This window comes from Polaromonas sp., from assembly GCF_012927485.1.
GTDB lineage: Bacteria > Pseudomonadota > Gammaproteobacteria > Burkholderiales > Burkholderiaceae_C > Polaromonas.
Genome location: NZ_JABBPC010000026.1, coordinates 31021 through 43901 on the forward strand (window position 1 = coordinate 31021; position 12881 = coordinate 43901).

A 12881-nucleotide genomic window follows, 5' to 3' on the forward strand; every position below is an offset into this window, starting at 1 on the left:
AAAACAGAGTTGCCTTCTCGCAAGCGCTTTGACCGACGTCAAGACGCAATAGGGTGGGGGGTATCACACTGTCAGTCGGAAGTGCCAGTCCAGCCGAGAAAAGCGCCAGCACCTGGCGTTGGTCCCGGGGCAGAGGCGACCGAGAATAAGCATTGGCATCCTGCCGCTGCCGTTCGGCACGCAAAACAACCGCAGGATATGAATGAGTACGTTTGATCACAGTGGCCTGATTCAGGATATCAACGAGAGCCTGGCACCTTTTCGCCGAGCCCAGCCTGAAGCCATGGCGGGCTTCGGTCAGCTGGCCCGGGCCGCCATGACCGATGGGGCACTCGGTGCCAAGCAAAAGGAGCTGATAGCGCTGGCCATTGGTGTGACACAGCGTTGCTCAGGCTGCATCGGCTTTCACGTCAAGGCGCTATACAAGCTGGAGTGCACCCGCGGCGAACTGGAAGAGATGCTCGCTGTGTGCGTGTACATGGGCGGCGGCCCGGCGCTGATGTATGCCGCCGAGACCATCGCAGCGTGGGAAAAATTGGCGCCGGCTGGGGCCTGAGTGCTGCCAACCGGTAGCTTCGGACCTTAAAAAAGGCCGCCAGCGCTTGGGGCGGGTGGTCAGGGTTTAAGTCGCGACGCGCGCAGCTTGGGCGTTAGTTGTCCGCGTGTGCCCAGCACCGCCGCTGCAACTATCATCACGGACGCAATGCCGATGCTCCAAGTCAGCGGGTGACCGTTCACCACGAGCAGCAAGGCGGTGGAGCCCAGTGGTGTGAGGTAACTCAGAATGCCAATCTCTCGGGCATCGCCCAGTTTGAGCGCTTTGTCCCACAGAAAGAAAGCTGCACCTAGTGGACCGAGTCCCATCGCAACCAGCAACATCCAGTCGTGCGCCGATGGCTGAACCTGCGGCTCAAGTACCCAATGGCACAGCAGCGAAAGCAAACCGGACACCACGCCGAAGAGCCCAATGGCGGCCGTGGGAAAGGCTGCCACACGCCGGGTCAGTAGCGAATAGCTGGCCCAAATGAACGCCGATCCCAACGCGGGGAGGTAACCCCAAGACCAGCCATTCAAACCCGATCGGCCGGTCGCCATGCTGTTGGCGCCCAGAATGGCAATCGCCGCCCCGGCAAAACCCATTAGTGCTGACACCACGTGGACTGCCCGCAGTTTCATACCCGCCAAAAACAGCGGTGCAAGGACCACCATGAACAGCGGCCACAGGTAATTGACCAGATTGGCCTCGACCGGTGGCGCATAGCGCAAGGCGATGAACAGCAAAAAATGGAAACCGAACAGTCCATAAACGCCCAGCGCGAGGGTGGTCGCAGGAACTCTCCACTGCGCGGTGTCCCTGAGAACAAATGGCAGCGCCAGCACGCTACCCACCAGTAGCGCCACGCCCGTCAACAGAAAGGGCGGGAGGTGCTTCAGCGACAGCCCGAGTGAGGCGAGCGTCGACCACAAAGCGATCGCGCAGAGCGCGTAAAAATTGGCAGGCATGGCCGTGAGCATAGACGCAGTGAAGCGCCGGACTACTACGCGCGTTCGATAAGGCGGCTGTTTGCCCGCTACGCGTGTATCAATTTTCGAGTGGGCTAACGCGAGTCGGATCCGCGAAACCCTTCGCCTCAGCGACGCGGATAACCGAAGCAATCCTCATTGCTGACAGGCCAACGCCGTATCGCTTGCCTCCGTTTGCATCATGGGAAGAAGTGTCGGCGTCAACGATTTGAGGAGTTGCACGGAAATCGCGCTGGTGAACTTGTATTTGGCCGCATAAGGTTCGTGCACGTAGGCAGTCATGGTGCCAAAAAACCGGTCACCGATTAAAAAAACAAAAGTGGCGGAGCGATTGACAGCGCGCGAGGAAATCAATTTGCCACCTGGCGCGTAGACCTCAAAGCGATGGTCGCCGGTGCCGGTTTTACCGCCCACTTCCACCGGGGTCCCATTCGACTGCCGTAAGCCGCCCTTGAGTCGTTTAGCGGTACCGCCTTCCACCACGTCAATCAAGGATCGACGCACCACGTCGGTAATCGCCTCGGGCAACAGACGCTCCGGCGCAGGACCGGCATTCGCAAAGTGTGTCTCGTAAGGCGTGCCTTTTGCAAAGTCCAACTCAGGTAGCCGTCTAAGTGGCAAACGCATACCTTTGTTGACGATGATCCCCATTAACTCTGCCAGCGCGGCGGGCCGGTCCCCCGACGCGCCAAGCGCACTGGCATAGGAAGGCGTTAAGGATTCAAACGGATAACCGAGTCGCCGCCAGTCGCGTCCAATCTCCAGAAAAGCTTCCAGTTCGAGCATTTGCCGGATCCGTTTGTCCTGCTTGTTCTTATTGTGAGTCTTGAATAGCCAGGCATAAACATCCTGGCGCGCGTCGCGGCTTGCGTCCAATGTTTGCGTCAGGGTCGCCTCGGGATGCTGGCGCATGAATTCGAGCAGCCAGAGCTCCAAAGGATGGACGCCGGCGATGTAGCCCCGATCAGCCAGTGAAAATTTGTCCGGTCCGTATTGCTCATAGAGCGCTTTCAACCTGGCGTCCAACAAGCTGTCTTTGGGAAATTGTTCACGCATCAGGGCGGAGAAACTCGCCAGATCTGCGTTCGGTTGCACACTTCGGAACACTGTGGCAAGCCGTGCTGGCGACGGACGCAGGTTTCCGAGTAGCAATTGCTGCGCCTCCTGCGGCGTCTTGCCTTGGTATTTCTTGTAGAAGCGCAGCATGAACTGGCGTCCTTCCTTGTCGGCAAAGCGGGCGAGGATCTGTTGTCGCCGGGGCGCGCTTTGCGCATCCACGGGCTCAGAATTGGCGTCGGCCATTTTGAATTTGTAATGCCGCACGACGTCGCGCATGAGCCGGACAAAAACCAAATTCACCGATTGTTGGAAGCCCTCGCGCACGGTCATGACCTTGTAGTTTTCCTCGGCTTCGAAATTCGAAAATGTCTGCACCCCGCCACCGGTGACAAAACCTTCCCCGGGACTCCCCGAGTAGCGTCGCTCCATCGCGGCCTCCAGCATCGCCGGTAAACCCCGATCCCTGGCTTGGGCCAGATAAGCAAGTCCCCAAAGGCTCAATACGTTCTCCTTGTCTACGCGCACTTGGCCTAGATCCGTTGCGGTCATGCGGGCGTAGCGCTGGTGCAGATCGGCGATTATTTCCAGATAGGTAATGAGCGTGCGCAGCTTGGCGGTAGAACCTAGGTTGAGTCTGGCGCCTTCGTTGATGTCGAAGGGTTGGTCAAAATTATCCGTCTGCACGCGCAGCAGATTAGCGCCGCCGCGTTGCTCGAACAGGGTAAAACTAAAAATCAGTTTGCTCGGATCGTCGCCGGGGCTGAGCATGTTATGACCATACAGGTCCGCCGCTTTCGCTTTGGAGGGTTGCTGGAGCTGCCGCAGCACTGTCGTCACCGCGCGCTGCATTTCACCATTCATCGTTGTGGAGGCGGAGAGGTCCAGCCGGTCCAGATCGTAAAGGTGGCTGAGGTGCAACAGACCCGAAAGATTGGTGCGCAATGCGGTCACCGCTTTGCGTGTGACAAAGGAGACCGGGGGGGGTGGCACGGACTTCTGCTGAAGGTTGAGCTTGATCGGCAACGCCGCATCTCGCAGCGAAACTGGGATGATTCCCGCTGCGGCGAGCGCCCTCAAATGGCTGTCAGTCAACTGTGCCAGGTCAGCCGCCCCCTCGCGCAGGTAGTAGGAGGGTCGGCGTTGCGCAATCATCAGCGAAAGCGCCTGTTTGAAGGCCTCCGCCCGACGACGCAACGGCGCCTCTTGGGTTGGCTCGGCGTTGCTGGCCAGCAGCTGATTTACCTCTGCGAAATCGCGCCCATACCAGGCTCGAAGGCCGTCGCCTAAACCACTGATCTCGCCGTAACCGGGCATCGCCGCAAGCGGTACCGTATTCAGATAATCCACCACAATTTGCTGGCGTGTGGGAAGCGTATTCTCGCCGTTCAAATACACCCTGACCGAAGCCGAGGCCATCTGCCGCAGCTTCTCCTGCGGCGACGCGGTACGACCTTCGGGAGAATGGCGGTATTTCTCAATCTGCGTAACCAGTGTGCTGGCCCCTGGGGTCTGATGCGATTTATTAAACACATGCAGGAATTGGTCTGAGACGGCCTTGCCGAAGCGGCTCCAGTCGAACGCAGGGTTACGAAGCGGGTAACGAGTGCTGAGTAGCTCGCGGTCTTCGATAAAAAGCAGGGCGTCTACCAGCAAGCGCGGCACCGATTGGAACCGGTCATAGCGGTGCTCGGGAAAACGTTCCGAATACAAAGACTGTCGATTGCAATCGAGCAAGTCGAGGCCGGCTTGGGTCTTCTCTTGGTAAGCAGGCGACAGCCCTTTCTCCGCGAGTTCTGCCAGCCGCGGCGAGAGGCGCGCTTGGTCGGTAATCAGATAATCGTGCGCCGACAGGAACTGCGTAAACGCGGGAATCTTGCTGTATCCGAGACGCTCGTCGTAAGGTCCCGACTTGGGAAAACGTATTGATGGACTCGGTCCCACCTCAGGCTGGAAGGTCAGTTCGCGACCAAGTCTGGACAGATATCGGGCTTGCCATCGGGATGAACGAAATTCGGCGTTGACCAAAAACGCCAGCAAAACCAGCAACCCGGTCAAGCCTATCAGCGCCAGCAACTTACTCCGATTGCGGAGGGTCATCTTCCCTAGGAACAAAGATGCGACTTGGCGGAATCGTCTGAGTATCAAGATAATCGCCCTTTTTGACCCGAATCGATTTTGGTGCAGACTTCAGAAATCTGGCGGAAAGATATTGATAAGCCTGCTGGGATGAGGGCTGAATCCCGGATAGGAACGTTGTGAAAGTATATGCGGCGGTAGACCTGATTAATGAAGTCGGCGAGCTACTTTTGTGTTTAAGGTTGGCGTTTTGCCATGCCTCTTTGTCTGCAGAAACAGCACGCTCCGTGACGTCTTATTTTTTTGCGTTCGGAGCGCTTGGCGAGATAGCGCCGCTGATGGCATTCCTTTGCCACGCGCCTTCCCGCCGAGCAGCGCTATAAGGACGCAGGGACAGGCCTGCCTTGCTCGGTGCCGTCGTGTCGCAATGACCGCGGTCACTGCATGGCGGTGCCGGTAACGCCAGATATTCCGTCGGACACGTCCGCTATTTTTCCGGAAATACCTGCTGCGTGCGCCTGCTGGTCCGCGTGGTAGCTGGAGCGGACCATGGCGCCCACGGCAGCGTGGGAAAATCCCATTTCGTAAGCTTTTTCCTCAAACATCTTGAAGGTGTCCGGATGCACATAGCGGCGAACTGGCAAGTGGGAGGTGGAGGGCGCCAGATATTGACCAATGGTCAGCATCTCGATGTCGTGCGCGCGCATGTCGCGCATCACTGCCAAGATTTCGTCATCGGTTTCTCCCAGGCCCACCATAATGCCGCTTTTGGTGGGCACGTTGGGGTGTAAGGCCTTGAACTTTTTCAGCAGGTTCAGGCTGAACTGGTAGTCGCTACCGGGGCGGGCTTCCTTGTACAGGCGCGGCGCGGTTTCCAGATTGTGGTTCATTACATCCGGCGGTGCAGAACTCAGGATTCCAAGCGCTCGGTCGTCGCGACCCCGGAAATCAGGCACCAGCACCTCGATTTGCGTCATCGGCGACAGCTCGCGGATGCGCTTGATGCAATCAACGAAATGCTGGGCGCCGCCATCGCGTAAATCGTCGCGGTCCACGCTGGTAATCACCACATATTTGAGCTTGAGCGTGGCAATGGTTTTGGCAAGATTTTCGGGCTCGTCCAGGTCCAGCGGGTCCGGGCGGCCATGACCCACATCGCAAAACGGGCAGCGACGCGTGCACTTGTCGCCCATGATCATAAAAGTGGCCGTGCCTTTGCCGAAGCATTCGCCAATATTTGGGCAACTCGCTTCTTCACACACCGTCACCAGCTTGTTGCTTCGCAAAATGTCTTTGATTTCATAGAAGCGCGTGCTGGGGCTGCCGGCTTTGACGCGAATCCAGTCGGGCTTTCTCAGCACCTCGCCGGCGACTACCTTGACTGGAATACGCGATAACTTGGCTGCCGCTTTCTGCTTGACCAGAGGGTTGTAGGCTTCAAGGCTTTGGGCCTCGCGGACAACGGGGTTCGCTGAATTCTTGACTTCTGAGGGACTCATGGTGTGTTTACTTCTGTATCAGGTTAGGGCGCCAGATAGGTGGCAAGCTTTTGGCCCAGCACGTCTGCCGTCTCTTGCCAGCTTGCCGATACCCCGATTGTAGAAAGGTCGGTAGTTTCTAAGCCCGCATAGCCGCAAGGGTTGATTCGCGAGAATGGTTCCAGATCCATCGCCACATTCAGCGCCACACCGTGATACGTGCAGTGGCGGCTCACCTTGATGCCCAGCGCGGCGATCTTTCCCAAGCCCTGGAAGGGGTCTGCCGGGTTCAACGGGCCGATCAATGCCGCATGCGACCCTGGGTCGTTCATCCGCACGTAAATGCCCGGTGCGCCGGTGACGCGATGTCCGGTCACGCCAAAATGCGCCAGGGTCGCGATCACTGACTCCTCAATCTTATAAACGTATTCCTTGATGTAGTAACCCGCCCGCCTGAGGTCGATCAAGGGATAGGCCACGACCTGGCCCGGCCCGTGGTAGGTCACTTGGCCGCCGCGATTGGCTTGCACCACCGGGACGTCGCCAGCGTTCAATATATGGTCACTTTTACCAGCTAGCCCCTGTGTATACACCGGAAAATGCTCACAAATCCATAGCGAATCAGGGGTCTCTGCAGTGCGGGCGTCGGTGAAGGCCTGCATGGCGGCGTAGGTTGGCAGGTAATCCACGCGACCGAGGTGGCGGGTTGCTATGGGCATAGAAACCTCATCTCGCTGAGTGTGCAGTTGTTCGAATAAGCTTCTGGCTGGGCGTTCCGGGCTGTTCCAACAACACAGATAACAGGGGATTCGATGCGCCGAACGCAAGCTTTCTGGGCAATCTGAGCGCCAGGGTCTTTAGTGAAAGGGTGCTACAAAACAACTTTGACCATCGGGTGTGTGGAGAGGGTGCGGTAGAGCTCGTCAAGTTGCTCGCGGCTGGTAGCCGTGACGGTAATGGTGACACCCAAATATTTACCGCCTTTGCTTTCACGCAGCTCGATGGTGGAGGCATTGAATGCCGGGTCGAAATGATGAGCAACAGCGGTGATGGCCTGCACCAGGCCCTCAACCTTAACGCCCATGACCTTGATGGGGAACTGCGACGGGTACTCAATCAGTGAGTTTTCGCGAGCTGTCTCAGCAGTAGCCTCGGGAAGATTTTTAGAAGAGGAATTCATGTCGATTGCTCTCGTTTAGTTTACAGGTACGCAATGCACCCCCTGTACCGCCTCGGCCGGGCTGGCTTTCGTGGGGCGCACTCAACGTATCTCTCCTTAGACCAGAAAGATAACAGCCGCAATGGCCAGGGCACCGAGCGCCAGATTTACCAGGGACAACGAGGCGATTTGCCCGACGCGGCGACTCCCCTCGAGCCAATCGGAACCGCTGACCGCCTGCTTTAAGCGGCGGAACGGACCGAAATAAAGATGACCGAAAAGCGCGAACATTACCAGGCCGATGCCCAACATCAGGTGCCAGCCCGCAGGCGCCTTTTTCATTCCGACACCCAACAACATGGGCAGGCCCGTCAGCAGTAAAACCAGTATGGTCCCCCACACCCCCGTAAAAAAGCGCTGGAGAATCTGCGCGATTAGTGGCAGGCGCTGCGGCGGCGCGAGCTGTTCAGCGGCCGCAGGGCGAAGGGCGAACAGCATAAAAGTGATTCCGCCCAGCCAGACGATGGCGGCAGCAAGGTGAAGAAATTTCATCAAGTTGTACATGGGCGATCTTTCGTGGGTTGGGGATGGCAGCTATCGCGCTACCGACATTTCACAATGTATACGACACAGCATGCCGGCGTGCCTCGAGCCAGGATTTCTACCTTGCCGGTGCGTGTTTTTGCCAGAAGCAACCGGTACTTAAATTCAAATGCCGGGTTCTATCAGCGCGATGGGGTTTCTACGTATAATCAAAAGCTTTGCTAATACTGCGCTGTAACTTTCCCGTAATTTGTGACGTCTAAAATGGCAAATTCGGTCAATCAATCCATCAATCGGCGTGGAGTGCAAGCGGTAAAGGTGGAAGTGCAGGTGGAGGATAAGGACGAGGACTTCAAGCCCTTAACGCGTGAAGAAGCGCAAAGGCTTCGTGAGGCGAAGCCTTTGGTCTCTCCTTGGGCGGTGTTGGCGGGGCAGTTGATGGTCGGCATTCTGGGGGCGTGTGTTGCCTGGGGTTTGACTGGAAGGCAAAGCGTGGGTTGGTCCGCGTTTTACGGGGCGCTTGTCGTGGTGATACCTGCTGCGTTGTTCGCGCGGGGATTGAGAAGTCAGTTTTCCTCCTTGAATGCTGCAACGGCTAGTTTTGGTTTTTTTGTGTGGGAGGCGGTGAAAATTGCTTTGAGCGTTGCGATGATGATCGCGGCGCCCCGATTGATTGCTGATTTGAGTTGGCTGGCCATGTTGGCGGGCTTGGTGTTAACTTTGAAAATGTATTGGCTGGCGCTTTGGTTGCGCCCCAAACGTACAACAGATTTGAGAGTTAGGAAGCGTTGAATATGTCCGCAGAAGAGCAAGCACCGACAGCCAGTGAATACATTGTTCACCACCTGACGCACTGGCAAAACAAACCTCAAACGGAAATTGTTGACTTCACCGTCTTCAATATCGACTCGTTATTTTTCTCCATTCTCATCGGTGTTATTGGTTGTTTGCTGTTGTGGAAGGCAGCGCGCAACGCAACGTCCGGGGTGCCCGGTCGTTTTCAGGCGGCGGTTGAAATCCTGGTTGAGATGGTCGAAGGGGAGGCAAAGGGCATTGTTCACAACGCCAAGAGTCGCAAGCTTGTGGCGCCTTTGGCGCTGACGATCTTTGTCTGGATTTTTCTTCTGAACGCGATGGATTTGTTGCCGTTGGATTTACTGCCTCAGCTTTGGGCACTGATTTACGGTGCAACCGGACACGATGTAAGTCATGCTTACCTGCGCAGCGTACCAACCGCTGATTTGTCCGTGACCATGGGTATGTCGGTTTCGGTCCTGGTAATTTGTCTTGTGTACAACGTCAAGAACAAGGGTATCGGCGGCTGGGCGCACGAGCTGGTTTCTGCTCCGTTCGGCACTAGCAAAAATCCGATTTTTGCACTGATTCTGGGGGTTATAAACCTGGCAATGCAGCTGATCGAATTTGTTGCCAAGACGGTGTCTCACGGCATGCGACTTTTTGGCAACATGTACGCCGGCGAGCTGGTGTTTATGTTGATTGCGCTACTCGGCGGTGCTTGGGCATTCTCGTTCCAGCCTGCCAGTTTGATGCTGCTGCTGCTGCATGTGGTGGCGGGGTGGTCGTGGGCTGTGTTCCACATTCTGATCATTACCCTTCAGGCCTTTGTGTTCATGATGTTGGCCCTGGTGTATATCGGGCAGGCGCATGACTCGCATTGAAGCGCTGTTTGTTTGAGTTTTGTTTTCGTTTCTTTTTGGTATTTTAAGGAGTCATCATGGAAGTTATTAGTTTTGTCGCTCTGGCTGCTGGCCTCATCATCGGTTTGGGCGCGCTGGGCGCATGTATCGGCATTGGCATCATGGGTAGCAAGTATCTGGAAGCGGCTGCTCGTCAACCCGAGCTCATGGGCGAATTGCAAACCAAGATGTTCTTGTTGGCTGGTCTGATTGACGCTGCGTTCATTATTGGTACCGGTATTGCCTTGTGGTTTGCAACGGCCAACCCGTTTCTGGCTCAAATTGCACGTCTGGTCAAGTAAGACTTCCTGCAACACCTCGTTGAGGGAGATGTACTGTGAACATTAATGGAACCTTGGTGGCGCAAGCCATCGTCTTCGCACTGCTGGTGCTGTTCACGATGAAATTCGTGTGGCCGCCCATTACAACTGCATTGGACGAACGCGCCCGCAAGATCGCGGACGGCCTTGCAGCCGCCGATAAAGCCAGGTCTGAACTTTCCGTTGCCAACAAGCGCGTGGAAACAGAACTGGCGACGTCGCGGAACGAGTCGGCACTGCGTCTGGCCGAGGCCGAGCGTCGCGCCCACTCCCTGATTGAGGACGCCAAATCCAAGGCAACCGAAGAAGGGGCGAAAATCATTGCCGCTGCCAAGGTCGAAGCTGAGCAGCAAACCGTCAAGGCCCGCGAGATTCTGCGTGAGCAGGTTGCCGCATTGGCCGTCAAGGGTGCCGAGCAGATTCTGCGCAAGGAAGTCAATGCCGGTGTGCACGCTGACTTGCTGGGTCGCTTGAAGACCGAACTTTAAGCGAGCACACACATGGCCGAACTAGCCACCATTGCCCGTCCTTATGCTGAAGCCTTGTTCAAGGCTTCAGGGTCCGACTTGGGCGGCACCGCTGCCTGGCTCGACGAGTTGGCAGCGATTGCTGCTAATGCGCAGTTGCAGCAGTTTGTTGGGGACCCCGGTGTGACGGCGGTGCAGGCGTTTGACGTAATTTCCGGAGTCGTTAAAACGACGTTGCCGGAAGCCGCGAAAAACTTCCTGCGTGTCGTTATAGACAACGGTCGTATCAGCGTAGTGCCGGAAATAGCCGATCAGTTCCGTGCCTTGAAAAATGCACAGAGCGGCTCATCCGATGCCACGGTATACAGCGCCTTTCCGCTTGAAGGTGCCGCGCTGACTGATTTGGCGGCAACGCTAGAAAAGCGCTTTGGACACAAGCTCAATGTCAAAGTTGAACTGGAACCGGCCCTGATTGGCGGCGTCCGTGTCGTGGTGGGTGACGAGGTGCTGGACACTTCGATAAAGGCCCGTTTAGAGCAAATGAAAGTCGCGCTGATTTCTTGATCTGACGCCTAGGCGTTGTATCGAGTTTTTGGCCAACAATATAGAAGGAAGGAAAGAGTCATGCAACTCAATCCCGCAGAAATTTCTGAACTGATCAAGAGCCGAATCGAGGGCTTGACAGTCAATGCCGACATCCGTAACCAGGGTACCGTGGTATCCGTTGCGGACGGCATCGTTCGCATTCACGGCTTGTCCGATGTGATGCAGGGCGAGATGCTGGAGTTTCCCGCCACTGCGGATGGGACGCCGACCTATGGCCTGGCACTGAATCTCGAGCGCGACTCGGTGGGTTCCGTGATTCTGGGCGAATATGAACACATTGCTGAAGGCGACACCGTCAAGTGCACGGGCCGTATTCTGGAAGTGCCAATCGGACCCGAGTTGCTTGGCCGCGTGGTCAACGCGCTGGGTCAGCCGATCGACGGCAAAGGGCCCATCAACGCCAAGTTGACTGACGTGATCGAAAAAGTGGCACCGGGTGTGATCGCCCGTAAATCGGTCGACCAGCCTCTGCAAACCGGATTGAAGTCCATCGATTCCATGGTGCCCGTGGGCCGCGGCCAGCGCGAGCTGATCATCGGTGACCGACAAACCGGCAAGACCGCCGTGGCGATCGACGCCATCATCAACCAAAAGGGCACAGGCGTTTCTTGCGTCTATGTCGCGATCGGCCAAAAGGCCTCTTCGATCAAAAACGTGGTGCGCTCGCTGGAGCAGGCCGGTGCGATGGAGTACACCATTGTGGTGGCGGCATCGGCCTCCGAATCGGCGGCTATGCAATATGTCAGCGCCTACTCGGGCTGCACGATGGGCGAGTACTTCCGCGATCGCGGACAAGACGCGCTGATCGTGTATGACGATTTGTCGAAGCAGGCCGTGGCTTACCGTCAGGTATCGCTGCTTCTGCGCCGTCCTCCTGGCCGTGAAGCCTACCCCGGCGACGTGTTTTATCTGCACAGCCGTTTGCTCGAGCGTGCGGCCCGCGTCAACGAGAAGTATGTTGAAGACTTCACCAAAGGTGCCGTCAAAGGCAAGACTGGCTCGTTGACCGCACTCCCGATTATTGAAACCCAAGCCGGTGACGTGTCTGCTTTTGTGCCGACCAACGTTATTTCGATCACCGACGGCCAGATTTTCCTGGAAACCAGCTTATTCAATGCCGGTATCCGTCCTGCCATCAACGCCGGTATCTCGGTGTCGCGGGTCGGCGGTGCTGCTCAGACCAAGCTGATCAAAAACCTTTCTGGCGGTATCCGGACCGATTTGGCGCAGTACCGTGAACTGGCGGCGTTTGCGCAGTTCGCCTCTGATTTGGACGAGGCTACCCGCAAGCAACTGGACCGCGGCGCTCGGGTGACCGAACTGCTCAAGCAAGCCCAGTACTCACCCTTGTCTATTTCTAACATGGGTGCCACGCTGTTCGCGGTGAATAAGGGCTTCATGGACGACGTGGAGGTCAAGAAGGTGTTGGCGTTCGAGCACGGTTTGCATGCCTGGCTTAAAGATAAAAATGCCGCGCTGATGGCCAAACTTGAAGCCAACAAAGCCATGGACAAGGACGCTGAGGCGGAATTAAACGCGGCGGTGGTTGCATTCAAGAAGTCGTTTGCCTGAGCTCGCCTGAATCGACGCAAGCGTTCTAGAAACCATTAGGAACCCATATGGCAGCAGGCAAGGAAATACGTGGCAAGATCAAATCGGTAGAAAATACCAGGAAGATCACCAAGGCCATGGAAATGGTGGCGGCGTCCAAAATGCGCAAGGCCCAGGAGCGGATGCGTGCCGCTCGTCCTTACAGCGATAAGATCCGGAACATCACGGCCAACCTGAGTCAGGCCAACCCCGAATACACCCATGCGTTCATGGAATCCAATGAGGCCAAGACCACCGGGTTTATTGTGGTCACGACCGACAAAGGGCTGTGCGGTGGGTTGAACACCAACATACTTCGCGCGGTGACTGGCAAGCTCAAGGAGTTGCAGGCCGCAGGAGAA

14 protein-coding genes are annotated in these 12881 nt (G+C 56.7%); 8 read left to right on the plus strand and 6 right to left on the minus strand.

Going from position 1 to position 12881, the window contains the following annotated elements; genetic code table 11:
* The first annotated feature begins 202 nt into the window (after positions 1 to 202).
* The gene (locus tag HHJ16_RS10185) at positions 203 to 556 is read left to right on the plus strand and encodes a carboxymuconolactone decarboxylase family protein (protein WP_293642583.1); all 354 of its coding nucleotides are present in this window, start codon (positions 203 to 205) and stop codon (positions 554 to 556) included.
* Positions 557 to 615: 59 nt separating this feature from the next.
* Here HHJ16_RS10185 and HHJ16_RS10190 read toward each other — a convergent pair whose 3' ends face one another.
* From HHJ16_RS10190 to HHJ16_RS10215, 6 genes are all read right to left on the minus strand, one after another.
* Positions 616 to 1503, minus strand: coding sequence for a DMT family transporter (locus HHJ16_RS10190; RefSeq protein WP_293642585.1), 888 nt, complete (start codon positions 1501 to 1503; stop codon positions 616 to 618).
* A 156-nt stretch (positions 1504 to 1659) separates the two neighbouring features.
* Positions 1660 to 4680: a transglycosylase domain-containing protein gene (locus HHJ16_RS10195; protein ID WP_293642587.1), complete on the minus strand. Its 3021-nt coding sequence runs from the start codon at positions 4678 to 4680 to the stop codon at positions 1660 to 1662.
* Positions 4681 to 5096: 416 nt separating this feature from the next.
* The gene (gene lipA, locus HHJ16_RS10200; protein ID WP_293642588.1) at positions 5097 to 6158 is read right to left on the minus strand and encodes a lipoyl synthase; all 1062 of its coding nucleotides are present in this window, start codon (positions 6156 to 6158) and stop codon (positions 5097 to 5099) included.
* Positions 6159 to 6181: 23 nt separating this feature from the next.
* A complete protein-coding gene (gene lipB, locus HHJ16_RS10205) occupies positions 6182 to 6856 on the minus strand; it encodes a lipoyl(octanoyl) transferase LipB (RefSeq protein ID WP_293642589.1) in 675 nt (224 codons plus the stop codon).
* 152 nt (positions 6857 to 7008) lie between these two features.
* Positions 7009 to 7317 carry a DUF493 family protein gene (locus HHJ16_RS10210; RefSeq protein ID WP_293642591.1) on the minus strand — a complete coding sequence of 103 codons (309 nt, stop codon included), beginning with the start codon at positions 7315 to 7317 and terminating at the stop codon, positions 7009 to 7011.
* Positions 7318 to 7413: 96 nt separating this feature from the next.
* On the minus strand, positions 7414 to 7860 hold the full coding sequence (locus HHJ16_RS10215) for a DUF4149 domain-containing protein (protein WP_293642592.1): 447 nt from the start codon (positions 7858 to 7860) through the stop codon (positions 7414 to 7416).
* 243 nt (positions 7861 to 8103) lie between these two features.
* Between HHJ16_RS10215 and HHJ16_RS10220 the strand changes: the two genes are divergently transcribed.
* The 7 genes from HHJ16_RS10220 to HHJ16_RS10250 all read left to right on the plus strand — a co-directional run.
* Positions 8104 to 8631, plus strand: a complete 528-nt coding sequence (locus HHJ16_RS10220; RefSeq protein ID WP_293642593.1) for an ATP synthase subunit I — start codon at positions 8104 to 8106, stop codon at positions 8629 to 8631.
* Between the two features lie 2 nt (positions 8632 to 8633).
* Entirely contained in the window at positions 8634 to 9518 is an 885-nt protein-coding gene (atpB, locus tag HHJ16_RS10225) for a F0F1 ATP synthase subunit A (protein WP_293642595.1), read from the plus strand.
* Positions 9519 to 9571: 53 nt separating this feature from the next.
* Positions 9572 to 9838, plus strand: a complete 267-nt coding sequence (atpE, locus tag HHJ16_RS10230) for a F0F1 ATP synthase subunit C (protein ID WP_293642604.1) — start codon at positions 9572 to 9574, stop codon at positions 9836 to 9838.
* A 35-nt stretch (positions 9839 to 9873) separates the two neighbouring features.
* Positions 9874 to 10344 carry a F0F1 ATP synthase subunit B gene (locus HHJ16_RS10235; RefSeq protein ID WP_293642597.1) on the plus strand — a complete coding sequence of 157 codons (471 nt, stop codon included), beginning with the start codon at positions 9874 to 9876 and terminating at the stop codon, positions 10342 to 10344.
* Positions 10345 to 10356: 12 nt separating this feature from the next.
* Positions 10357 to 10887 (plus strand): F0F1 ATP synthase subunit delta, encoded by a 531-nt coding sequence (locus HHJ16_RS10240; RefSeq protein ID WP_293642599.1) that lies wholly within the window; start codon positions 10357 to 10359, stop codon positions 10885 to 10887.
* Positions 10888 to 10947: 60 nt separating this feature from the next.
* Positions 10948 to 12501, plus strand: coding sequence for a F0F1 ATP synthase subunit alpha (gene atpA / locus HHJ16_RS10245; RefSeq protein ID WP_293642600.1), 1554 nt, complete (start codon positions 10948 to 10950; stop codon positions 12499 to 12501).
* 47 nt (positions 12502 to 12548) lie between these two features.
* Positions 12549 to 12881: F0F1 ATP synthase subunit gamma (locus tag HHJ16_RS10250; protein ID WP_293642601.1), on the plus strand; the 333-nt coding region annotated here is incomplete at its 3' end.

Bases quoted from the DNA above. Each gene is read 5' to 3' on its own strand.
- atpA (WP_293642600.1), top strand. From the start codon at position 10,948: ATGCAACTCAATCCCGCAGAAATTTCTGAACTGATCAAGAGCCGAATC.
- HHJ16_RS10210 (WP_293642591.1), bottom strand. From the start codon at position 7,317: ATGAATTCCTCTTCTAAAAATCTTCCCGAGGCTACTGCTGAGACAGCT.
- HHJ16_RS10190 (WP_293642585.1), bottom strand. From the start codon at position 1,503: ATGCCTGCCAATTTTTACGCGCTCTGCGCGATCGCTTTGTGGTCGACG.
- atpB (WP_293642595.1), top strand. From the start codon at position 8,634: ATGTCCGCAGAAGAGCAAGCACCGACAGCCAGTGAATACATTGTTCAC.
- HHJ16_RS10215 (WP_293642592.1), bottom strand. From the start codon at position 7,860: ATGTACAACTTGATGAAATTTCTTCACCTTGCTGCCGCCATCGTCTGG.
- HHJ16_RS10185 (WP_293642583.1), top strand. From the start codon at position 203: ATGAGTACGTTTGATCACAGTGGCCTGATTCAGGATATCAACGAGAGC.
- HHJ16_RS10195 (WP_293642587.1), bottom strand. From the start codon at position 4,680: ATGACCCTCCGCAATCGGAGTAAGTTGCTGGCGCTGATAGGCTTGACC.
- lipA (WP_293642588.1), bottom strand. From the start codon at position 6,158: ATGAGTCCCTCAGAAGTCAAGAATTCAGCGAACCCCGTTGTCCGCGAG.
- lipB (WP_293642589.1), bottom strand. From the start codon at position 6,856: ATGCCCATAGCAACCCGCCACCTCGGTCGCGTGGATTACCTGCCAACC.
- HHJ16_RS10220 (WP_293642593.1), top strand. From the start codon at position 8,104: ATGGCAAATTCGGTCAATCAATCCATCAATCGGCGTGGAGTGCAAGCG.
- HHJ16_RS10240 (WP_293642599.1), top strand. From the start codon at position 10,357: ATGGCCGAACTAGCCACCATTGCCCGTCCTTATGCTGAAGCCTTGTTC.